The 23774-nt window shown below is 63.4% G+C and carries 17 protein-coding genes; 15 read left to right on the forward strand and 2 right to left on the reverse strand.

Annotated elements, in window-relative coordinates; all coding sequences use genetic code 11:
• Window position 1: 1 nt before the first annotated feature.
• The 8 genes from V6D91_RS09075 (at window position 2) to V6D91_RS09110 (ending at window position 11281) form a co-directional block, all read left to right on the forward strand.
• A complete protein-coding gene (locus V6D91_RS09075) occupies window positions 2-1366 on the forward strand; it encodes a phosphomannomutase (protein WP_347319775.1) in 1365 nt (454 codons plus the stop codon).
• A complete protein-coding gene (locus tag V6D91_RS09080; RefSeq protein WP_347319777.1) occupies window positions 1363-2133 on the forward strand; it encodes an ABC transporter permease in 771 nt (256 codons plus the stop codon). The genes V6D91_RS09075 and V6D91_RS09080 overlap by 4 nt, the downstream gene beginning before the upstream one ends.
• Window positions 2130-2306, forward strand: a complete 177-nt coding sequence (locus V6D91_RS09085; protein WP_347319778.1) for a hypothetical protein — start codon at window positions 2130-2132, stop codon at window positions 2304-2306. Before V6D91_RS09080 ends, V6D91_RS09085 begins: the two co-directional genes overlap by 4 nt.
• Before the next feature lie 147 nt (window positions 2307-2453).
• Window positions 2454-3653, forward strand: coding sequence for an ABC transporter ATP-binding protein (locus V6D91_RS09090; protein ID WP_347319780.1), 1200 nt, complete (start codon window positions 2454-2456; stop codon window positions 3651-3653).
• Window positions 3650-4885 (forward strand): class I SAM-dependent methyltransferase, encoded by a 1236-nt coding sequence (locus V6D91_RS09095; RefSeq protein ID WP_347319781.1) that lies wholly within the window; start codon window positions 3650-3652, stop codon window positions 4883-4885. Before V6D91_RS09090 ends, V6D91_RS09095 begins: the two co-directional genes overlap by 4 nt.
• A complete protein-coding gene (locus V6D91_RS09100; RefSeq protein WP_347319783.1) occupies window positions 4882-8217 on the forward strand; it encodes a glycosyltransferase in 3336 nt (1111 codons plus the stop codon). Before V6D91_RS09095 ends, V6D91_RS09100 begins: the two co-directional genes overlap by 4 nt.
• A gap of 130 nt (window positions 8218-8347) precedes the next feature.
• Window positions 8348-10942 (forward strand): DUF4214 domain-containing protein, encoded by a 2595-nt coding sequence (locus tag V6D91_RS09105; protein WP_347319785.1) that lies wholly within the window; start codon window positions 8348-8350, stop codon window positions 10940-10942.
• Window positions 10943-11047: 105 nt separating this feature from the next.
• Window positions 11048-11281 (forward strand): hypothetical protein, encoded by a 234-nt coding sequence (locus tag V6D91_RS09110; RefSeq protein WP_347319787.1) that lies wholly within the window; start codon window positions 11048-11050, stop codon window positions 11279-11281.
• Window positions 11282-11690: 409 nt separating this feature from the next.
• On the opposite strand, the gene V6D91_RS09115 is transcribed toward V6D91_RS09110, so the two are convergent.
• The gene (locus tag V6D91_RS09115) at window positions 11691-12863 is read right to left on the reverse strand and encodes an integrase core domain-containing protein (RefSeq protein ID WP_347319789.1); all 1173 of its coding nucleotides are present in this window, start codon (window positions 12861-12863) and stop codon (window positions 11691-11693) included.
• 604 nt (window positions 12864-13467) lie between these two features.
• Between V6D91_RS09115 and V6D91_RS09120 the strand changes: the two genes are divergently transcribed.
• From V6D91_RS09120 to V6D91_RS09145, 6 genes are read left to right on the forward strand one after another with little or no spacing between them, the layout of a single operon-like run.
• Window positions 13468-14775 carry a TolC family outer membrane protein gene (locus V6D91_RS09120; RefSeq protein ID WP_347319790.1) on the forward strand — a complete coding sequence of 436 codons (1308 nt, stop codon included), beginning with the start codon at window positions 13468-13470 and terminating at the stop codon, window positions 14773-14775.
• Window positions 14772-16475, forward strand: a complete 1704-nt coding sequence (locus V6D91_RS09125) for a type I secretion system permease/ATPase (protein WP_347319792.1) — start codon at window positions 14772-14774, stop codon at window positions 16473-16475. The genes V6D91_RS09120 and V6D91_RS09125 overlap by 4 nt, the downstream gene beginning before the upstream one ends.
• A 36-nt stretch (window positions 16476-16511) precedes the next feature.
• A complete protein-coding gene (locus V6D91_RS09130; RefSeq protein ID WP_347319794.1) occupies window positions 16512-17849 on the forward strand; it encodes an HlyD family type I secretion periplasmic adaptor subunit in 1338 nt (445 codons plus the stop codon).
• Between the two features lie 25 nt (window positions 17850-17874).
• Entirely contained in the window at window positions 17875-18915 is a 1041-nt protein-coding gene (gene gmd, locus V6D91_RS09135; RefSeq protein ID WP_347319796.1) for a GDP-mannose 4,6-dehydratase, read from the forward strand.
• Window positions 18915-19820 carry an NAD-dependent epimerase/dehydratase family protein gene (locus tag V6D91_RS09140; RefSeq protein WP_347319798.1) on the forward strand — a complete coding sequence of 302 codons (906 nt, stop codon included), beginning with the start codon at window positions 18915-18917 and terminating at the stop codon, window positions 19818-19820. Before gmd ends, V6D91_RS09140 begins: the two co-directional genes overlap by 1 nt.
• 2 nt (window positions 19821-19822) lie before the next feature.
• Window positions 19823-20956 carry a glycosyltransferase family 1 protein gene (locus V6D91_RS09145; RefSeq protein ID WP_347319800.1) on the forward strand — a complete coding sequence of 378 codons (1134 nt, stop codon included), beginning with the start codon at window positions 19823-19825 and terminating at the stop codon, window positions 20954-20956.
• A gap of 32 nt (window positions 20957-20988) precedes the next feature.
• Here the strand turns inward: V6D91_RS09145 and V6D91_RS09150 are convergent, their stop codons facing one another.
• Window positions 20989-22140: a glycosyltransferase family 4 protein gene (locus V6D91_RS09150; RefSeq protein WP_347319802.1), complete on the reverse strand. Its 1152-nt coding sequence runs from the start codon at window positions 22138-22140 to the stop codon at window positions 20989-20991.
• A gap of 164 nt (window positions 22141-22304) precedes the next feature.
• Between V6D91_RS09150 and V6D91_RS09155 the strand changes: the two genes are divergently transcribed.
• Window positions 22305-23714 (forward strand): undecaprenyl-phosphate glucose phosphotransferase, encoded by a 1410-nt coding sequence (locus V6D91_RS09155; protein ID WP_347319804.1) that lies wholly within the window; start codon window positions 22305-22307, stop codon window positions 23712-23714.
• The last annotated feature ends 60 nt before the right edge of the window (window positions 23715-23774 follow it).

Consider the following 23774-nt stretch of genomic DNA (forward strand, 5'->3'; position numbering starts at 1 on the left):
CATGAACCTCGCATGCTTCAAGGCCTACGACATCCGCGGGCGCGTCCCTGATGAGCTCAACGAGGACATCGCCTGGCGCATCGGCCGCGCCTATGCCGATGAAATCCAGCCTGGAAAGGTCATCGTCGGCCACGACGTGCGCCTGGAAAGCCCCATGCTCAGTCAGGCCCTCATCCAGGGCCTGACTGAGGGCGGCGTCGATGTCATTGACATCGGCCTGTGCGGCACGGAAGAGGTCTATTTCCACACCTTCCATCGCCAGGGGCAGGGGGTTGGTGGCGGCATCATGATCACCGCCAGCCACAACCCCAAGGGCTATAACGGCATGAAGCTGGTACGTGAAGGCGCGCGCCCCATCAGCGGCGACAGCGGCCTCTTCGCCATCCGCGACCGCGCCGCAAAACTCCCCTCTCCCGCAAGCGGGAGAGGGGCTGGGGGTGAGGGTGCATGCACCCAAGATCACGACAAAACTCCCTATATCCAGCACCTGCTCGGATACATTGACCGCGACATCCTCAAGCCCCTGAAGATCGTCGCCGACCCGGGCAATGGCGCCGCAGGGCCCGTCGTTCACCTGCTGGCCCAGCACCTGCCGTTCGAGTTCGTTTTCATCCAGGACGAACCGGATGGAAACTTCCCCAACGGCGTCCCCAACCCACTTCTACCCGAGATGCGCGCTGCAACCGCCAAGGCCGTCGTCGAACACGGCGCAGACCTGGGGATCGCCTGGGACGGCGACTTTGACCGCTGCTTCTTCTTCGACCACACCGGCCGCTTTATCGAGGGCTACTACCTCGTCGGCCTCTTGGCCGAGGTCATGCTGGCCAAGGAGCCCGGCGGCAAGATCATCCACGACCCCCGCCTGACCTGGAACACCATCGACCAGGTGCGAAAAGCGGGGGGGATCCCGATCCAGAGCAAAACTGGACATGCCTTTATCAAGGAGCGGATGCGGCAGGAAGACGCCATCTACGGTGGAGAGATGAGCGCCCACCACTACTTCCGCGACTTTGCCTACTGCGACTCCGGCATGATCCCCTGGCTCTTGATTGCCGAACTCATCAGCAAGACCGGCAAGTCCCTGGCCGAGTTGGTGGACGAACGCATGGCCGCCTACCCCTGCAGCGGGGAAGTCAACTACCGTGTCGAAAATATAGAAACAGCCATCGAGCGCGTGCTGCAACATTACGCCCCCCTGCATCCCGTCATTGATCGCACCGACGGCATCAGCCTCGAGTTTGCCGACTGGCGCTTCAACCTGCGCGGCTCCAACACCGAGCCCCTGCTGCGCCTGAATGTCGAGACGCGCGGTGAAGCCGCCGCGGTTGCACGCAAAGTCGCGGAGATCGAGAGCCTCCTCCGATGACCCCAGCCCTGCTCTGGAGCTTCACCCGTCAGGAGCTCGTCGACCGCTACGCAGGCTCCATGCTCGGCCTCAGCTGGGTGGTCATGCAGCCTTTGGCCATGCTGCTCATCTTCATGGTGATCTTCGCCGAACTCATGGGTGCCCGTCTGCCGGGCACATCGGCGACCCATGCCTATGGCACCTACCTTGCCGCTGGCGTGATCCCCTGGATGGCCTTCAGCAACACCCTGCTCCGCACCACCGGCGTCTACGTCGACAAGGCCCCCATCATCGGCAAGGTGCGCCTCTCCCTTCCCGCCTTGCCCTTGTTCATCGCCCTCTCCGAAAGCATCACCTTTGGCCTCGCCACCTCATTGCTCCTGCTCTTCCTTATCCTTTTCGGCTCTGGAATCCAGCAAGAAATCCTCCTCCTGCCGTGGGTCCTACTCGTCCAACAGGCCCTCGCCCTCGGACTGGGCATGATCCTCGCCGCCCTGCACGTCTTCCTGCGTGACATCCGCGAATTTATCGCCCTCTTCCTCCAGCTCTGGTTCTGGCTCACCCCCATCGTCTGGGTGCCATCGGCCCTCCCTGGTCCGACCGTGGACATCCTGCGCTGGGTCAACCCCGTCCTCCCCCTCATCGAAACCTGGCATGCGATCCTCGCCGGACATGGCGAGATCCCCTACCCGAGCCTGATGGGGGTCGCCGTCCTGGCCTTCGGCATCCTGATGCTCGGCTACTGGCTCGTCCGGCGCCTCGAAAAAGACATCCGCGACTTCCTATGATCGGCTTCATCCTGGTCGCCTCAGCCCTCACCCTGGGGCTGCTCGGTCTGCGTTTTTCCCTCCGGCACAAGGTGGCGAGCCTCAGACACCCCGGCCTTGTGTGGCTCATGCTCCTCGCCCTCTACACCCTGGCCATTCTCGCACTGGCCCAGAGGACCCTAGGAAAATGCTGAAAAACCTGGAATACGGCACGTTCCCTCCCCCCTGGTGGGGGAGGGTTAGGGAGAGGGGGATGGATTTTCAACGGCTTATCGCCCTCTCCCCCAACCCCTCCCCCTTCAAGGGGGAGGGGGGAGTCATTTGTTCAATGCATCCCTAGCATGATCGTCGCCCGCAACCTCAGCAAACACTTCCGCCTCTACCGCCGCCCTGCCGACCGGCTCAAGGAGATCATCCTTCGCCGGCCTTATCATCACGTCCACGAGGCCCTGCACGACGTGAGCTTCGAGGTCGCCCCAGGGCGGGCACTGGGCATCATCGGGCACAATGGCGCGGGCAAATCCACCCTGCTCAAGATCCTGACCGGCGTCCTGCTCCCCGATGCCGGCAGCATCGACATTCAAGGGCGTATCACCGGCCTGCTCGAACTAGGCACCGGCTTCAACATGGAGCTGACCGGCAGGCAGAACATCCTCAACAACGGCCTACTGCTCGGCATGCCCCCCGAGGAGATCGAGGCCCGCCGCGAGGCCATCATCGCCTTCGCCGAACTCGGCGACTACATCGACGAGCCCCTCAAGACCTACTCCTCGGGCATGGCCATGCGCCTCGCCTTCGCCATCGCCATCCATGCCGATCCCCAGTGCTTCGTCGTCGACGAGGCGCTCTCCGTGGGCGATGCGCACTTCCAGCAGAAATGCATGCGCCGCATCCGCGAATTCCGCGCCCAGGGCGGTTCGCTCATCTTCGTCTCGCACGACCTCAATGCCGTGAAAATGCTCTGCGACGACGTCCTGGTGCTCGACCATGGCCGCGTTGCCGCCTACGCATCGCCTGAAGAGGCGGTGAACGTCTACAACCGAATCATCGCGCGACTGGACGATGACCCACCCGCACCACACACGGGCTACGGCACGCGCCGCGCCGAGATCCTTCAGGCCACCCTCCGCGGCCTCCAATCCGGGGGAAACACCGTCGCCTCGGGCGAGATGACCGAACTGTGCGTGACCCTACGTTCGCACGAGGCCATCCCCAACCTCACCCTCGGCTTCATGATCCGCGACCGCCTGGGCCAGGACATCCACGGCACCAACACCCACCTTCAGGGTATCCCCCTGAAGGTCGAGGCCGGCGCCACCTATCGAGCCTGCTGGCGCATGCCGCTCAATATCGCCCCGGGCAAATACACCCTCACCCTTGCCCTCCATCGCGGCCCGGACCACACCCACGAATGCCTGCACTGGGAGGACAACCTCCTGGGCTTCGAGGTGGCCGGTATACTGGGCCCCCCCTTCGCTGGCCTGTGCCGATTGGAGTCGGAATTCCACCTCATGCCATCCGCGGAAACGGGAACATCGTGATCGAGCCCAACAACCCAGAAATCGACGCTGAAAAATTGCGCCAGCGCCTTGCACATGACATGGAGCGCGCCCAGCATCGTCCGTACCGGATCCATCCGGCGCCCCGCTCCCCCTCCGCTGCGCCCAGCGCATGGCACCTGATCCGCAAGGTCTTCGATCTGCCCTGGGTGGGACCGCGCCTCCGGCACATCGCACGCAGAATCCGCGGGGCACGCCTCAAGGAACGCCTGCGCGAGCGCCCCCTCCTCGGCCCCCTGCTGCGTTGGGGATGGGCGATCCTCCACGTCATCAGGCTGCGTGACGACCTGCTGCGCACCCAAGGAAGGCTCGAAGACCTGAACGCCCAGCTTCAAAGCCACCTATCCCTCCAACGCCAGGCGATCGCCACCCTTGAGCAGGGCATGAGCGCACTGGAACGCCGCCTGGCGGAAAAACTGGCCGACAAGGCCGACCTCGACGAACTCCGCCGCCTGCGGCGGGAGGTCATCCACCTCCAGCACGCCGCCCCTGCCGCCCCCAAGACGGTCGAGACGGTCGAGACCCCCGCCCCGTCCCCCGACACAGGCGACCTGCCCAGCGACTTCTACCTCGACTTCGAAGACCGCTTCCGTGGCGCGTTCGAGGCCATCCAGGCACGCCAGGCCAAATACCTCCCCCTGATCCGCGAGGCCCAGGCCGGAACCCCCTCCCACCCGGTGCTCGACCTCGGCTGCGGGCGCGGCGAATGGCTGGACCTTCTGCGGCGGGAAGGACTCGAGGCCCAGGGCGTGGACAGCAACGACCGCATGCTGGCCGCCTGCCGCGAGCTGGGCCTGAACGTCCACCATGCCGACGCCCTGGCCTACCTGCGCGGCCTTGAAGACGACGCCTTGGGCGCCATCACCGGCTTCCACATTGCCGAACACCTGCCGTTCAACACCCTCATCGCCCTGTTCGACGAGGCCTGGCGCGTCCTCAAGCCCGGCGGGCTCCTCCTCATGGAGACCCCCAACCCGGAAAACCTCCAGGTGGGCGCGCACACCTTCTACATGGACCCCACCCACCGCCACCCCCTGCCCCCGGCCCTGCTCGAATTCCTGGCCCAGGCGCGGGGTTACACCCACGTCGAAATCCAGCGCCACCATCCCTATCCCCTCTGGGACCCGACCCAGGCCGAGAATGAGGCCCAGGCCACCCTCCAGCGCCTGATCTTCGGCCCACAGGATTACGCCCTGATCGCGAGGAAGCCATGATTCGCCCCATCGCCATCCACCAGATCACCCCCGACATCGCCGAGGGCGATGGCGTCTCCAACGGGATTTTCTACACCCAGCGCCTGCTCCAGAGCCTGGGCATCGCCTCCGAGGTCTACAGCGGCGGCATCCCCCCCGCCCTGGCGGGGCGTGTGCGCCCGATCAAGGACTACGTCAGCCGCCCCGACCAGGTGGTGATCTACCACCACTCCATCGGCACCGACCTCGAGGACTTCCTCTTCAGCCTCGCCGAACCGAAGGTGATGGCCTACCACAACATCACCCCCGCCCAGTTCTTCCCCGAGGGCAGCCTGCTTCGGCGCTACTGCGACCTCGGGCGCACCCAGCTGGCCGCCTGGCGGGACCGCTTCATCGGCGTCATCGCCGATTCCGAATACAACGCTGAGGAAGTCCAGGCCCTCGGCTACCGCCCCGTTCACGTCATCCCCCTGCTGTTCGAGCTCGAACGTGCCATCGCCGCCGACTGGGACAAGGGCCTGCCCCAGCGGCTCCCCGAGGGCCTCCACCTGCTCTTCGTCGGCCGCATCGTCGAAAACAAGCGCCAGCACCTCCTGATCCAGATGCTGCGCGAACTCGAACGCATGATCCCGGAGGCCATCCACCTCCACCTCGTCGGTGGCACCGCCTCCCAGGCCTACCACGACCACCTGCGCGAGCTCATCCAGCGCCACCGCCTGAGCGAGCGCGTCCACCTCCCCGGCAAGGTCAGCGCCGAGGCCCTCTACGCCTACTACCGCGCCGCAGACGCCTTCGTCTGCATGAGCGAGCACGAAGGCTTCGGCATCCCCCTCATCGAAGCCATGGCCTTCGACCTGCCCGTCATCGCCTGCGCCACCAGCAACATCCCCAACACCCTGGGCGAAGGCGGCCTGCTCTTCCAAGAGGCCGACCCGCTCGCCATGGCCGCCGCCGTCAAGGCCATCCTCGACGAGCCCAGGCTGCGCGTCGCCGTGCGCGAGGGCCAGCGCCGCAACCTCGAACGCTTCCGCCGCCCCCGCCTTGTCCAGCAGCTCATCGCCTTCTTTGCCGAGCTGGGCTACGAGCTGGGCCACCCGGAGGCCCCATCGCCGGACGAGGAGGCCCGCCTCGACATCCGCATCGAAGGCCCCTTCGACTCCAGCTTCAGCCTGGCCGAAGTCAACCGCGAGACCGCCCTTGCCCTCCACGCCCAGGGCCTGAGGGTCGGCCTGCACTCCACCGAAGGCCACGGCGACTACCCGCCCGCCCCCGCCTTCCTCGAGGCATGGCCCGAGGTCGAGGGCCTCTGGCGCGCCACCCACGCCCCGCACCGTGCCGACGTCGTCCTGCGCAACCTCTACCCCCCGCGTGTGGACGACGTGCAAGGCATCATCCGCGGCATGAACGCCTACGGCTGGGAAGAGTCCGAATTCCCCCCCGCCTGGGTGGATGCCTTCAACCGCAGGCTGGATCTCGTCACCGTCATGTCCAGCTATGTGGCCCGCACCCTCATCGACTGCGGCGTGACCGCCCCCATCGTCGACATCGGCCTGGGCGTCGACCAGATCCTGCGCCGCCCTGCCGAACCGCTGGCAGACAACCTCGGCAGCGGCTTCCGCTTCCTCCACATCTCCTCCGCCCTGCCGCGTAAGGGCGTGGACGCCCTGCTCGAGGCCTATGCCCGCGCCTACACCGTGGAGGACGACGTCACCCTCATCCTCAAGACCCACCCCAATCCCCACCACCACATCGAGGCCGAACTGGCCGCCTGGAAGCACCGCCACCCCAAGGCCCCGCGCGTCGTCCTCATCAACCGCGACCTTGGCGAACCCCAGGTGCGCTGGCTGTACGAACACAGCCACGCCCTCGTCGCCCCCAGCCGCGGCGAAGGCTTCGGCATGCCCATCGCCGAGGCCATGCTCCTCGGCCTGCCGGTCGTCGCCACCGCCCACGGCGGCCAGCTCGACTTCTGCAACGACGCCACCGCCTGGCTCGTCGACTTCCGCTACGCCCGCTCGCGCAGCCACTTCAACCTCTTCGGCTCCGTCTGGGCCGAACCCGATATTGACGACCTCGCCCGCCAGATGCGCGCCGTCCACGAGGCCCCCCCCGAGCAGCGCCAGCCGCGCATCGCGGCCGCCCAGGCCCTCATCCGCCAGCGCTTCACCTGGGCCACCACCGCCCAGCGCCTGCACCAGGCCATTGCAGCCTTCCGCGCCAGCCCCCCGCTGCCTCCCTCCCCGCGCGTGGGCTGGGTCAGCACCTACAACAGCCGCTGCGGCATTGCCGAATACAGCCGCCACCTGCTCGAACACTGGCCGGACGACAACCTGCGCCTCTACGCCAACCGCGACGCCGAACCGCTCGCCCCGGACCCCGCCCACCTGCGCCGCGTCTGGACCACCCGCGCCGCGGGCGAAGACCTCGACGCCCTGGAACAGGCCCTCCTCGAGGACGGTATCCAAGTCGCCATCCTCCAGTTCAACTTCAGCTTCTTTGCCCTCCCTGCCCTGGGCCGGCTCCTCCGCCGCCTGCACGGGCACGGCATACGCCTTGCCCTCACCCTCCACTCCACCGCCGACGTCACCGTAGGCCAAGAGACCCTCAGCCTTGCCAGCATCGCCGAGGAGCTCGCCCTCTGCGAGCGCCTCTACGTCCACGGCATCGACGACCTCAACCGCCTCAAGGACCTGGGCCTCGCCCGCCAGGCCACCCGCCTGCCGCACGGCGTCACCCCACCCCTGAGCGACCCGCCGCCCATCGAGGACGACCTCATCGCCACCTTCGGCTTCCTCCTGCCCCACAAGGGCTTGGGCGAACTGGTCGAGGCCCTCGCCCTCCTGCGCCGCAAGGGCCCCCGGCTCCGCCTGCTCATGCTTAACAGCCTGCACCCGGCCCCCGTCTCCAGCGCCGAACACCAGCGGCTGCTGGAGCGCATCCAAGCCCTGGGCCTGAGCGATGCCGTCGAACTCATCACCGACCACCTGCCCGAGCAGGTCATCCTCCAGCGCCTGGCCCGCGCGCGGCTGGTCGTCTTCCCCTACCAGCACACCCAGGAGTCCTCCAGCGCGGCGGCCCGTCTGGGCCTTGCCTCATGCCGCCCCGTGCTCTGCACCCCCCTGCCCATCTTCGATGACCTGGAGGACGCCGTCACCCGCCTCCCGGGCACCTCACCGCAGGCCCTCGCTCATGGAATCGATGGATACCTCCATCAAAAAACACTCCCCCAGCAAGCCGCCCGCACCGAGCGCCAAACCCAATGGCTCGCCGCCCACGCCTGGTCGCGCGCGACCCGCCGCATCGTCGCTTGGGCACAACAGGAAAAACTTGCAACCCAAGAAGGGCGGGATTAAAACTGTTGCGAAGGAGCAACCAACGGCCCCGGGGCCTTTCAAGGCCCGCTGTACATGCGGTATCTTGGATACCGCCTGTGAGATTCAGACACAGTAAACGACCCGAGTCACTAATTGGAAGGAGAATCCAATGAGCTACACCTTTACCGCCACCGAAAAGCTCGTCGCCGAGCTGTACGTCAGCATCCTGGGTCGCGCCCCGGACGTTGAGGGCCTCCGCTACTGGGCGAACAACATCGATCACATGGGCTGGACCCAAACCACCGTGGCCCAGAGCTTCTTCGACCAGCCGGAGACCAAAGCCAAGTACCCCTCTTATTACACCGTCTCCGAATTCGTCACCGTGGTCTACGGCAACGTCCTTGGCCGCGCCCCGGACACCGAAGGCCTGACCTACTGGACCAACCAGCTGAACAGCGGTGCCATCGCCCGTCAGGACTTCATCACCGCCATCGTCAATGCCGTCACCGGCCCGTACACCGGCACGGAAGTTGCGCAGCACGATCTGGACGTTGCCCGCTTCGACAACCTCCTCACGGTATCTGCAGCCTATGTCAACGCCCAGCTTCCGGCATCCTTGGGCGGCTCCAACCTGCCCTACAATGAAGCCGCTGCTGCCGCCGTCATTGACGGGGTCACCGCCGAGCAGGCCAGCGTGACGGAAGCGCTGAATGAGATTCAGACCTTGGTTGGCACCTCCGGCCAGACCTTCACGCTCACTCTCAGTACGGATACCGTCACCGGCACCTCCGGTAACGACACCATCAATGCTCCGCTGGCCGTCAATGTTTCCACTGGCATCGCTACCGAAGAAACTTTCACTTCTTTCGATAATATCGACGGCGGCGCGGGTACCGATACGCTGAACATCTTTGCGGCGGGCGCTTACACCGCAACAACAGCCGCCACGGTCAAGAACGTTGAGAACGTGGTCGTGAACGCCGACAACTCCGTCACGCTGGATGCTTCCAATTACAGCGGTCTTCAGAGTTTGACGGTGGCTCAAGCGGGTGGTGCTGTCACCCTGACCACCAAGGGCAATGCCACGTCGGTGTCTGCTAAGACCAGCGCTGGTGCGATTGGTGTTACGGATTCCGCTACAACCGACACGCTCGCCTCCGTCTCTCTGGATGGTTTCGCCGCCGCTTCCACCGTGGCCTCTGACGCGCTGACTAGCCTGTCTGTTGCCAATGCTTCGAGTAACGTCACCGTCACCGCCGCCGCCGGTACCCGTGCCTTGGGCGTGACCGTCAACAATGTGACGGGCGGCACCATTCGGGACGATAGCGCTACCACAGTGACCGTCACCGGCTCCGGTGCGGCGTCCAGCGGTTTCACGCTGACCACCGATGCCGCCACCAGCATCGCCTTTGCTGGCGACAAGACTGTCTCTCTGGCTCTCACCGACACGGGTTCGAACAGCGCCACGGTGACCAGCATCACCAGCACCAACACCGCTGGGGTCACCATCACGTCCTCCTTGGGTACTTCGATTGCCTTTACAGGCGGTGCCGGTAAGGACTCGGTGACGGTTGGCGCGACCACCAAGGCCATTGCCATGGGTGCGGGCGACGACACCGTCAATGTCACTCTGTCTTCTGGCGACCTGGGGACCGGTGGCACCATCGACGGTGGTGATGGCACCGACACCCTCGGTCTGACCGCTGCCGATGCTGCTGCTGCGGCCACGGCTCTGGGAGCCAAGTTGACCAGCTTTGAGCGCATCGCACTGAGCTCGGCAACCAGCCAGACCATTGATATGTCCAAGCTCAACAATATTAATTACGTGAGCGAGGCCGGTACTGGCAATACACTGACCCTCAACAACTTCGCCAACAACGGCACCTTTGTCTTCACTGATGCCAGCACTGCAACGGCTATCAACGTTAAAGACGCTGCCACTGGCACCAGTGATGTGCTGAACCTGGTTGTGACAGGTTCTGCTGCTGTTGTAGCGGGTACGGTTACCGTCGCGAACGTTGAGACCATCAACCTGAATGCTGACGACACGGCTGCTTCGCCTGGTGGTTCGTTTGCCCACACCATGACCCTGACGGCTGCTGCTGCCAAGACCTTGAATGTCACGGGCGATGCGGGTGCGACCCTGACGCTGACGGGTAGTACCGCTTTGGAGACCATCGACACCAGCGGCGTGACCAAGGGTGCAGTTTCCGTAACCACCGTGGCGACGAACAAGAGCGTGACCATGACCGGCGGCAACACCGACACCACCTTCGATGCCAGCTCGATCACTGACAACACCAAGGTTGCCACCATCACCACCGGCAGCGGCGACGACACCATCACCGGTGGCGCAGGTGATGATGTGATCAACGCCGGCAACGGCACCAACTCCATCACCGGCGGCGGCGGCAAGGATACGATGACCGGCGGCACCGGCGTGGACACCTACGTGTACTCGCTTGCGACCGACTCGCAAGGTACCAAGGTGGACGTCATCACCAACTTCCAGGTGGGCACGGGTGGCGATGTCATTGATTTGAGTGGCGTCACCGGTGGTTGGGGTGCGTACCTTGGCGTGGCCAACGGCTACGGCGCGGTGCTGACCTCGCTGACCGGCGCCGTCGGTGAGACGGTCCTCGACGCTTCCACGTCTACGCTGTATGTGGATGTGGACGGCGACGCCGCGCTGACCTCGGCCGACATGGCCATCCAGCTCACCGGCGTGACCTCCGGTCTGGTGGCCGCGAACTTCACGTTCTAAGCCCCGGAGACAAGCACCCGCTTTTCAGTAGGTGCTTGAAGTGATTGAAACCCTGTCCTTCGAAAGAGGGACGGGGTTTTTTACAGAAAGGAGGTAAGCGACATCATGGCAAGACGCTACGAATGGCCCGACCCCAGAGACCGCTCGCCCAACGAGCCGCACGTGTTGCTGGAGCGCGAGGCGGTATTGGATTTGTACAAGCAGGTAACCGGTGACAAAGACGCCAAAAACCTGACCGAGAGCATCCGCCGCTGGTTTGACGATGAGGCGCGGCGGCGTGGCTGGGACAACGTCACTTGGGCGAACCAGTGCGCTGTGCTCGAGAAGCGGTGGGGGTAAGCGAATAACAGGGAACAGACCACGGTTTTCCCTTGCCCAGAGACAAGCACCCGCCCTCGGGTAGGTGCTTGAGGTGGAAGCTCCTAAACCCTGTCCTTCGCAAGAGGGGCAGGGTTTTTTCCATAAGGGTCTTGCGAAGGTGCAGGGTCTTTACGGAAAATTCCCCCAAGGAGGTGTCGATTGTGCTGGTGAAAAAATCCAAAACGACACAAAACCCGTCGTTTGCTTCCCGCAAACCCGCCTTCGCCGTCCTTGCCCCGAGCCGCCGAGAAGGCTAAAACGGCATCCGGCATATGCACGATGACCGCCCCCAGCCCTCGCTGGCCTGCAAGCCCCGAATTTCAGGCGTGACCGAGCCTCGGCTGTCGGCACCGATCACCGGGCAACGATCTCTAACGTCAGTGCGGAATCAGGCCGCCCAGCGGTAGCTGGAGTGCAGCCCGCCTAGCCATTTCTGGCGCACGAGCTTTCTTGGCGTTTTGAAGAAGTCCGGATCGTTCGCAGCTGGGTTGTTCGTCACATCCGGCGGGATCGGCGGCTCCACGCCGCAGGCCATGTGCGGCCGGGCGGTGTTGTAGTACTTGCGGAATTCAGCAAGCAGCCGGTTCAGGTGCCGGTCGTTGACGGGTTGCACGTAGCGCAACAGCTCGTCCTGTAGCGTGCGATGAAAGCGCTCGACCACCGCGTTTTGCCAGGGGCACTTGTAGCCAATGCGGATGGTTTTGATGCCCATGGCTGGTAGCGTCTGCTTGACGATGGGCAAGAAGATGCTGTCTCTGTCCATCACGATGGCCTCAGGCAGCTCATCGAGATCCATGAACGCATTGCGCAGCTGCTGGGCGACCCATTCGGCTGTGGGATGGTAGGTGGCGCGCGACCAGTGCAGTACGCGTCGTCCGTGGTCAATCAGGTTGAACACGGCCAGGGTGTTGCCAGCCAAGTCGGACGCGCTCTTGAAATCGATGGCCATGACGTGCTGGTTGTAGAGCGTCGCCACCCAGCCGGGTTCCTCTTCTCGCGGCGGGCGCTTGCCCTTCGGGCTGGGCTTGAAGCCGTGGGCCTTGAGAATCTGCGCTACGGTCTTTTTGCTGATGCGAAATCTCAACTCCCCACCCGAAATCATGCGTGCGATGTGCCCGGCGCTGTAGCGTGGGTGGTCGCGCTTGATCGCCACGATGGCGTCGACAATGAACTGTGGGGTGGGTGGCCGACCACGCGCCTTGCCCTCGGCAATCTTCATCGCGTGCCGTCGCCGCGCCTTGGCTTGCAGCCAGCGGATGTAGGTGCCAGGCGTAAAGCGCATGAACCGCGTCAGCCAGGGGAAGTACAGGCGCAGCCGGGCAATCAGCCGCCGCTGCCACCTCTGCAGCGTCGGCCGCTTGCGCACCAAGCGCCGCTGAGCCGGGGGCGTGCGCCGTCCGTGGGCGGACACCACCTTGCTGCGCAAGCTTTTGAGCTCGATTGACAGCACCTGCAGCTGCAACCGCCTCTGTGCCCACGCAATGCGATCCCGCCGGTAGTGACGCACGCTCAAGCGGCCCAGCACGAACCCGACGGCCAAGGCCAGCAGGACGAACACCATCCCCATCCCAGTTCCTCTGTCCAAGCCAAAAGCCGCAGAGGATACGCGGTGCGGTGCGCGGGTGGCCAGTTTGGGGGGTGAACGCTATCGCTGCCAGAAAGGGCGTGGGGGTCGTCCCGTGCCTGAAGTTGCCAGCCCTGCTGGGGGTGCCCCGGGCGACGCTCTACCGGTCGCTGGAGCGTTGTAAAGACACCCAGGCTGAGATCTGAGCGGTCGGGAAAAGTTTGGGAGGTGAGGTGCCACAGGTGCGTTGGAGCCGGTCTCCCGTGCATCACGTCCAGCCAGCCCATCCGTTGGTTCGGGGCAGGCTCCGCACGAAGCGTCTCGCACGGTGAGACAACGCTAAACCGAACAAGTGTTACTCGTACAGTACGAGTAACGTGGGGAGGGCGACATCGAACCCCCTTCAAAAGCAGCCTCTATTGACCAGTGTTACCGAACACTGGCCGGGCAACTCCACCCGCGCTTCAGTGGGCAAGTTTTTGTGCGGTACCCTTGCAGAACCTGTGAACGCGAAGCCTGTCTGACGGTCGCACCTCGGCCACCACCACGACACACGCGCACATGTGTACAATGCGCGTTTCTCTGGCCGAACCATGCCGCCATGATCTTCCGACGTTTCATGCTGCTCGCCTTGGCAGCCTCCTTGATGCAGGCCAGTTGGGCTGCGCCGGGGCTGAACGAGGTCTATGATCTTGCCCTTCAGCATGACCCCGCCCTGGCCGCGGCCGAGGCCGCACGCCGGGCCGCCAGCGAGGCCGTGCCCCAGGCGCGCGCCGCCCTGCTGCCTCAGCTGAGCGCCAGCGCCGGGCTCAACCGCACTCACCGCGAGCTGGAATCCACGCGGACCTTTACCCAGAACTACACCAACCGTCTCGGGGCCCTGTCCTTAAGCCAGGTGCTGTATGACCGCCAGGCCTTCCTCGCCCTGGATCAGGCCGATGCGCGCGTGGCCCAGGCCGAGCTCGAGTTCGCGCGTGCTGCTCAGGACTTAGCCCTGCGCGTCATCCAGGCTTACACCGAGCTGCTCTTTGCCGAGGACTCGCTGCGCCTTGCGGAGGCGAAGAAGACCGCCATCGCCGCCCAGCGGGAGCAGGCGGAGCAGATGCATCGCGGCGGGGTGGGGACGGTGACGGACATCCAGGAGGCCCAGGCCCGCTTTGATCTGGCCGTGGCGGAGGCGCTGGAGGCGCAGAATATGCTGCGCGTGCGCCGCCAGGCCCTCTACAAACTGACCGGCGTGTGGCTCGAGCGCATCGCCCCCCTGTCCGAGGACGCCCCCCTGCCCCTGCCGGAGCCCAACGACCTCGATCGCTGGCGCGATGAGGCGCGCCGCTATGCGCTGGAGGTTCGGGGGGCCGAAAAGGCCTTGGAGGTAGCGCGCTTCGACGTGGAGCGGGCGCGTAGCAACCACCTGCCCACCCTCAAGCTGGTGGGGAGCAACCAGTGGCAGAGCAATACGGACCTGGGCTATGCCTCGGATAACCTGTCTTCGGTGGGGGTGCAGCTGGCTGTGCCCCTGCTGGCGGGTGGGCGAATCTCATCGGTGACCCGTGAGACCCTGGCCCGCCAGGATCAGGCCGCCGAACTGCTGCGCAAGGCCATAGCGGATGCGGAACTGGCTGCGGCGGAGTCTTTCCACGGGGTGAATGACAGCGTCGCCCGCGTGGGTGCCCTCAAACAGGCGGTGAAGTCCAGCGAGGTGGCCCTGGATGCCGCGCGAATCGGCCTGGAGGTGGGGTATCGCACGAGCGTGGATGTGCTCAATGCGCAGCAGCAGCTCTTTGCCGCCCGCCGGGACCTGTTGCAGCAGCGCTACAACTACCTCCAGCAACGCCTCAAGCTCAAGGCCGCCGTCGGCGCCTTGAGCCGCACCGACCTTGAAACCGTGGATCAATGGCTGAACAAATGACCCCCAAGAATTCCAAAGACGCCCTGCGCAAGGCCTTGCTCGAGCACAGGCGTGTGTTCTATGCCGTTGGCATGTTCAGCGCCGTGGTGAATGTGCTGCTGCTCGTACCCTCCATCTACATGCTGCAGGTGTATGACCGGGTGCTGACCAGCATGAACGTCAGCACGCTCATCATGCTGACCGTGATCACCCTGGGCCTCTACCTGCTGATGGGGGCGCTGGAGTGGGTGCGCAGCATGACCCTGGTCCGCTTGGGCAACCAGCTGGATCAGCAGCTCTCCCCCCGGGTCTTCGAGGCCGCCTTCGAGGAGCAGCTGCGGGATGGCAAGTCGAGTCCGCAACAGCCCTTGTCCGACCTCGCCAACCTGCGCCAGTTCATCACCGGCTCGGGAGTGTTCGCCTTTTTCGATGCCCCGTGGGCGCCGATCTACATTGCGGTGATCTTCCTGTTCCACTGGAAGATGGGGGTGCTCGCCTTGGTGGGTGCAGTCATCCTCATCGCCCTGGCCCTGGCCAACGAGTGGCTCACCCGCCATCGGCTGGCCGAGGCCAACAAGCTGGCCATCCAGGCCTCCGGCCAGGCCCAGGGCAGCCTGCGCAACGCCGAGGTGGTCGAGGCCATGGGCATGCTCAGCGCCGTGCGCGAGCGCTGGAACCGTCTCAATCACAAGGTGCTTGCCCTGCAGACGGAGGCCAGCGAGCGGGCGGGAGGCATTTCCGCCGCCACGAAATTCGTGCGCATCGCCCTCCAGTCTCTCATCCTCGGGCTGGGGGCCCTGCTGGTCATCGAGAACGAGATGACGGCGGGCATGATGATCGCCGGTTCGATCCTGATGGGCCGGGCCCTGGCGCCGGTCGAACAACTGATTGCCGTCTGGAAGGGGTGGATCTCCGCCCAGGGCGCCTACCGTCGGCTTTCCGAGCTTTTGGAGCGCCACCCCGAACAGCCGCCGCGGACGGCGCTGCCCCGCCCCAAGGGGGCCCTCCAGGTGGAGGGGCTGTTCGTCACGCCCGCCGGGGCGCCGGCACCGGTCCTCAAGGGGGTCAGCTTTGCCCTGCCCGCCGGCCACACCCTGGGGCTGATCGGCCCCAGCGGTTCGGGCAAGTCCACCCTCGCAAGGCTGCTGGTGGGCATCTGGCCGGCCCAGGCCGGCAAGGTGCGCCTGGATGGCGCGGACATTCATGACTGGGACAAGGAGCAGCTCGGCCCCCACATCGGCTACCTGCCTCAGGACATCGAATTGTTCGATGGCACCATTGCGGAGAACATCGCCCGCTTTGGTGAGGTGGACAATGACAAGCTGCTCAAGGCCGCCATGCTCGCGGGCGTGCATGAGATGATCCTGCGCCTGCCCAAGGGCTACGATACCCCCATCGGGGTGGGGGGGCAGATGCTCTCCGGGGGACAACGGCAGCGCATCGCCCTGGCCCGCGCCCTGTACGGCGATCCGGCCTTCCTCGTGCTGGATGAGCCCAACTCGAACCTGGATGACGTGGGCGAGCGCGCCCTCCTCCAGGCCATTCTGAGTATGAAACAGCAGGGTTCAACGATCGTGCTGATCACGCATCGCCCAAGTATCCTCGCCTCGACCGAGGCCATCCTCATCCTCAAGGAGGGGACGGTGGCCGCCTTTGGGCCGCGCGATCAGGTCCTGGCCGCCCTGGCGCCCCCCCAGCCCGCGCCCAACGCGCCGGCCTAAGCCGCTTCCCATCCTTTTTTCAAGACTGGCTATTTCATGAATTCGCAGCCTGAGCATTCTTCTTCAACGGCCCCGCAAGGCGAGGGCGTGCTCAAATCCAACCCCTTGCCCGTCATGCGCCTGGGGCTCCTTGTCATTCTTCTTGGGTTTCTCGGGTTTATGGCCTGGGCCGCCCTCGCCCCCCTGGATGCCGGCGTCACGGCGGCCGGTACCGTGGTGGTGGAAAGCAAGCGCAAGACCATCCAGCACCTCAATGGCGGTATCGTGCAGGACATCCTGGTCAAGGACGGCGACAAGGTGAGCAAGGACCAGGTCCTGATTCGACTGGATCGTACGCAGATCGAGGCGCAGCGGTTGATCACGCGCAACCAGTTGGTGAGCGCCACGGCCATCCAGGCCCGGCTGCTTGCGGAGCGGACAGGGGCCGATGCCCCCTCGTTCGATGCCCCCATCCTCGCCGACAAGGACGACCCCGTCGTGCGCGAGGCCCTCACGACCCAGATGGCGCTCTTCAAGACCCGCCGTCAGGCGATCCATGGCCAGCTGTCCATCCTGGACACCACTATCCGCGGCCTGCAGCAGCAGATCGAAGGCCTTCAGGCGCTGGAAAAGGGCAAGGCCGAACAGGCCAAACTGTTGCAGGATGAGCTGGACTCGCTGCGCACGCTGTTCGAGAAGGGCTATGTGCCCCGCAATCGGATCTTCGAGCTCGAGCGCGCCATCGCGGATATCTCCTCCCGCCGCAGCAGCGATATGGCCGACATCGGCCGGGCGCAGTCCTCGCTCAATGAGCTACGCCTCAAGAAACTTCAGCTGGAGCAGGAATTCCACAAGGAGGTAGAAACCCAGCTCGCGGACGTGCAGCGTGAGGTCGCGAGTCTTGGCGAGCGGCTGATCGCCTTGGATGATGAGCTGTCCCGGGTGGAGATCCGCTCTCCGGCGGATGGGATCGTGGTGGGGCTCAACGTCCATACCATCGGCGGGGTGATCCGCCCGGGTGAGCCCATCCTCGATCTGGTTCCCGAGGGCGATCCGCTGATCATCGAGGCACGCATCCTGCCCCACCTGATCGAGAAGGTGGCCGTAGGTCTGCCCACCCTGGTGCGTTTTGTGGCCTTGGACAATCTCAACCCCGTGGTCGAGGGGAAGGTCGTGGGCGTCTCGGCGGATATCCTCACCGACAAGAGCACCGGCCAGCCCTACTATGCGGCACGGATCAGCGTCCCCCAGGAGGAGATGCTCAAGCTGAAATATGAGCGCATCAATCCTGGGATGCCGGTGGATGTCGTGATCAAGACCGGCGAGCGCAGCCTGCTCGAGTACCTGTTGCGCCCGCTCGTGAGCCATATGTTCATGGCCATGCGGGAGCGTTGATTCGCCATCAGTCCATAGCACATCCATGTCTCAAAAAACTGCAATCATCACCGGCATCACCGGCCAGGACGGTGCCTACCTGGCACAGCTCCTCTTGGATAAGGGCTACACGGTTTACGGCACGTACCGCCGCACCAGCTCGGTCAATTTCTGGCGCATCGAGGAGCTGGGGATCGAGCAACACCCCCATCTCCATCGGGTCGAATTCGACCTGACCGACATGAGTGCGGCGATCCGCCTGCTTGAGAGGAGTGAAGCGACGGAGGTGTACAACCTTGCGGCCCAGAGCTTTGTGGGGGTGTCGTTCGACCAGCCGGTAACCACGGCGGAGATCACCGGTATTGGCCCGCTAAACCTTTTGGAAGCGATTCGCATCGTGAACCCGAAGATTCGCTTCTACCAGGCCTCCACCTCCGAGATGTTCGGCAAGGTGCAGGCGATCCCGCAGGTTGAGAGCACCCCCTTCTATCCCCGCAGCCCGTATGGCGTGGCCAAGCTGTATGCGCACTGGATCACGGTGAATTATCGCGAGAGCTACGACATCTTCGCCAGCAGCGGCATCCTCTTTAATCACGAGTCCCCCCTGCGCGGCCGCGAGTTCGTGACCCGCAAGATCACCGACAGCATCGCCAAGATCAAGCTCGGCAAGCTGGACCTGCTGGAGCTGGGCAACCTGGATGCGAAACGCGACTGGGGCTATGCCAAGGAGTATGTCGAGGGCATGTGGCGCATGCTTCAGGCGGACAGGCCGGAGACCTATGTGCTGGCCACCAACCGCACCGAAACCGTGCGTGACTTTGTGAACATGGCCTGCAAGGCGGCCGACATCGACATCGTCTGGGAAGGTTCGCACGAGCAGGAGCGCGGCATCGACGCTGCGACGGGCAAGACCATCGTGGCCATCAACCCGAAGTTCTACCGTCCGGCCGAGGTCGACCTTCTCATCGGTAATCCGGCCAAGGCCAAGCAGGAGCTGGGTTGGGAGCCGAAGACCACGTTGGAGGAGCTTTGCCGCATGATGGTGGAGGCCGACCTGCGCCGGAACGAGCGCGGCTTTTCCTTCTGATGAACGGCAGTCCCAACGTGATGACCGTCCTGGTGACCGGGGCCTCCGGCTTCACCGGACGCCACTTGATCGCCGCGCTCAAGGAACGCGGGTATCGCGTCGTTGGCATCGGAAACGCTCCTGCCCCAGCGGATGTCACGATTTCCTGTGATCTGACCGATGCCGCCGCGGTGCGCGAGGCGGTGGCGGCGGCCAAGGCGGACTATGTGGTTCACCTTGCGGCCTTGTCCTTTGTGGGCCACGGGGATACGGAGGGCTTCTACCGGGTCAATGTGCTCGGCACCCTGAATCTGCTCGAGGCCCTTGGAACCCAGCACCCTGCCCCGCAGAAGGTCCTGATTGCAAGCTCTGCCAATGTCTATGGCACACCAGCTGTCGAGGTCATCGATGAGTCCGTATGCCCCACCCCGGTGAACCATTACGCCTGCAGCAAACTAGCGATGGAGCACATGGTGCGCACCTGGTTCGGTCGCCTGCCCATCATCATCACCCGTCCGTTCAACTACACAGGGCCGGGGCAGGATGAACGGTTTCTGATTCCCAAGATCGTGGGCCATTTCAAGCGGGGTGAGCGTGTCATCGAGCTTGGGAACCTCGAGGTGAGCCGTGACTTCTCGGATGTGGCCGATGTGGTGGCCGCCTATGCGGCCCTGCTCGAGTCTGAGGCCACAGCCATCACAGTCAACGTATGCTCGGGTCACGCAACCTCGCTGCGCGAGGTGATGGCCATGATGGGCAAGATTGCAGGCTATGAGATCGAGGTGAGGGTCAACCCCGCCTTTGTACGGGCCAATGAAATTCCGACACTGCGCGGAGATAACCGCTTGTTGCGAACGCTCATCCACTGCGCGCCGCAAACACCGCTGAACACGACCCTTGCGAAGATGTACGAGGCGGCTGCATAGGCATGCGGATTGGCTTCGGCATCACCGCATGGGCTCAAGGCCTGAATCGGCGCCACTTGGATGGCATAGGCGTTTATACACGCAACCTGTGGCGCAGCTTGGAGGCATTAGGGTGTGATCTTCAAGGACTGCGGTTCGGCAATTGCGCGCAAGGAAGCCTGGAATTACCACCACGCCATACCTGCTTGCGGTCCAACTTCAAAGTCCAGGCCGCCTTCTCTTCCGTCACCGGGCGGCCCTTTTTCAATACCGGCAACTTTGAGAGCTCAATCGACTTGTTCCACGCGACGGATCACCATATTCCCAAGTTGCGGCGGACTCCGGTGATTGGGACCATCATGGACGCCATTCCGATCGCCCATCCCGAGTGGGCCTCCAGCCATCTGAGAGGTTTGAAGAACTTTGCGTTCAAGCGCTCAGCGCGTTGGTGCGAGCGGATTATCACTATTTCCGAATACAGCAAACACGACATCGCCGAACACTTTGGCATCCCTCCTGAACGGATTGAGGCCATTCCGCTAGGGGTAGATCAAACCTTCTTCGAGCGCGCGTCTGACGATCACATCACCCAGACTCTTCAGAAATACGAGACAAGACGTGGAAGCTTTGTTTTTGTCGGCACGCTTCAGCCAAGAAAGAACGTGCGCCGCATCATCGAGGCACACCGGAGCCTTCCTCCTTCCATTCGGGAGGAACACCCGTTGCTGGTCATTGGGAAATACGGCTGGGGTGATGAAGCGCTTCGTCAAGAGCTCTCCAAGCTCAGGGACGATGGTCGTGGCCTCTGGCTCCAGGATGTCCCGGATACCGATCTGCGGCCCTTGCTGCAATCGGCCACTGCGCTAGTTTATCCGTCACTCTATGAAGGCTTTGGGCTTCCTGTGCTCGAGGGCTTTGCCTCAAACATCCCTGTCATCAGTTCCAATACCACCGCTATTCCTGAAGTCGCTGGTGATGCCGCCCTGCTCGTTGACCCCGCGTCGGCCGACGATATCGCCGATGCCATGGAACGCATCGCCGAAGATGCCTCGATGGCTCGCAGTTTGGCCCAGCGGGGATTTGAACGGGCCAAGACGTTCACCTGGGAGCGGTGCGCCAGCCAAACCTTGAGTGTTTACCGGAAGGTGGCCAGTTAGATTACGACTGCACGTCAGGGCCGGTATGAGCATCACCAACCCGCGTGAAAGGCACTCCACTCACGTTCGACAAGTGCCAGAAACTCCGCTTTGAAGCGATCCTCATTAAAACGAAGCGCGTTTTCCCGGCATGCGCCGGGACGGATCTCCAGCGTCTCAAAATAGCGAATGGCCGAGCGAAGGCTCTCCACGCTCTGCTCTTGGAAAAACACCCCTGTAGGCTGTGCATCGCCTTGCCCGTGGATGGTTTCCAGCGCCCCCCCTTTGCCATAGGCGATGACAGGCGTGCCGCTGGCCTGCGCCTCCAGAGGGGCAATGCCAAAATCTTCCTCGGCAGCAAAGATGAAGGCCTTGGCCCGCTGCAGGTAGTCAACCAATACATGGCTCGGTTGATACCCCAAGAGCGTCACATTCGGTCCCGCCAGGGCCCGAATTTTTTTCATTTCAGGACCATCGCCGATGACGACCAGACGTTTATCCGGCAACTGGCGGAAGGCATCGACGATGAGGTCGATGCGCTTGTAGGGCACCATCCGGGAGGCCGTGAGGTAGAAGTCCTCCTTGCCTTCCCACAGACGGAACGCCTCGACATCCACCGGTGGATAGATCACTTCGCTCTCTCGCCGGTAGGCCTTGGCGACCCTCCGTCCCACAAAATGCGAAATGGCAACAAAACGGTCCACACCCGCTGCGGTTCGAGCATCCCAAAGCCGCAGCCGATGAAGCATGTAGCGGACCACCCAGCCCCTGAGCCCACGCCCCTTGCCTGTTTCTCGCAGGTATTGATGCTGAAGATCCCAGGCATAGCGCATGGGGGAGTAGATGTAGCAGAGATGGAGTTGATCCGGACCGGTCAACACCCCCTTCGCAACAGCGTGGCTGCTGGATATCACCAGGTCATAACCAGACAGGTCGAACTGTTCGACCCAAAGCGGCATCAGAGGCAGGTAAGCCCGATAGTGACGCCTGGCCCCCGGCATGTTCTGCAAGGGGGAGGTGATGATTTTCCGCCCGGAGAGAAAACCGCGATCCTGGGGTGGCAGGAAGTCAGCCATGGTGAAAATGTCTGCCTCTGGCAGACACTCCAGCATGGACTTCAGCGTACGCTCCGCACCTCCGTAGGTGATCAGCCAGTCATGCACAATGGCAATGCGGCGGGTTCGAGGTCTTGGCGTGTTCTGCATGGCGCTTGTGTTAGGGATGCTGACGGATAGCACTGCTGATTATGATGAGCGACCGCCTAGCTCAGAAGCAGCAAACCAGGCGGGGTGTTAGTGCGAACGGGAAACGGGCATCCTGATCTCCCAGGATGCCCGGGAATTTACCTTCATTGCCATGTGCATCATCCATGCCTAGCCATACCCTTAAAATTTCTCATGATAGCCTCTCATTAATCATCAAGGGTGGGGATCTCTTGATGGTTCTCCTCGGGGGAGGGCTTGCTTATGGGTGGCGCTTTGGCACAGAGGGCTTCCCCCCTCCCCCCGGCTACTCGATGCTGATGAGCACGGGCGCCCTGCTATTGATCTTCATCCTAAGCGGACTCGGCGTGTACCGCTCTTGGCGTGGAGGCAATCTTGCATCGATGTTCAGCCGGGTGTTGATGGGCTGGACAATCACTCTCCTGACCCTGTTGAGCCTGCTTTTCTTGCTGAAGGCATCGGACAGCTTCTCCCGGAGCTGGCTCATGGCCTGGGCGGCCTCCACGTCCGTGCTTCTCTTGATTGCACGCCTGGCCCTGTACCTCGTGCTGCGCTGGATGCGCCTGCATGGCAGAAACCACAAGCGCGTGGTGCTCGTGGGGCAGTCCGAGGTTGCCCAGGAGTTGATTCGGCGCGTGCGGTCCGCGAGTTGGACCGGTTTCCATGCCATCGCCCTGTTCGATGACCGGGCTTCCGGTGTGCCCGCCTATGAAGGTTTGCAATTTCTTCACGACATGGGAGCTCTCGAGCCTTACTTGGAGGCCCATCGTGTTGACGAGGTCTGGATCACGCTCCCTTTGAAGGACGAAGATCGCGTGCGTGAGCTCCTGTTCAGGCTTCGCCACAGCACGGTCAATATCCGCTATGTACCGGGAATGTTCACCTTCCGCCTCCTCAACCACGGGGTGAGCGAGATCGTCGGCATGCCCATGTTGGATCTGTCGGCCACCCCCATGACGGGCATGAATCGGCTGGTCAAGGCCATCGAGGATCGGCTGCTCGCACTGATCATCCTCCTGCTGATCAGCCCCCTGATGCTCGCCATTGCCCTTACGGTGAAGCTATCCTCCCCCGGCCCGGTGCTGTTCAAGCAACGGCGTCACGGTTGGGATGGGCAGGAGATCACCATTTACAAATTCCGCACCATGATCGTCCATCAAGAGCCCCAGGGGCAGCTCACCCAGGCGCGCAAGGATGATCCACGCATCACCCGGATCGGGGCCTTTCTGCGCCGCACCAGCCTCGACGAACTACCTCAGTTCATCAATGTCCTGCAGGGGCGCATGTCGATCGTTGGACCCCGGCCTCATGCCATTGAGCACAATGAGCAGTTCAAGGATCTAGTGGACGACTACATGAAACGCCATAAGGTGAAGCCGGGCATCACGGGTTGGGCGCAGGTCAACGGTTACCGTGGGGAAACGGATACCCTCGAGAAGATGCAGAAGCGGGTTGAATACGATCTTTATTACATCGAGCACTGGTCGCTTCTGCTTGACCTTCGGATCATCGCCCTCACGATCATTAAGGGCTTCATGCACAAAAATGCCTATTGAGCCACGGCGTACTCCACATTTGTGATGCCGTGCCTGACGCCATAGGATGGCTTTCCTGAT

Source organism: Thiofaba sp. EF100 (assembly GCF_039822285.1).
Lineage (GTDB): Bacteria > Pseudomonadota > Gammaproteobacteria > Halothiobacillales > Halothiobacillaceae > Thiofaba.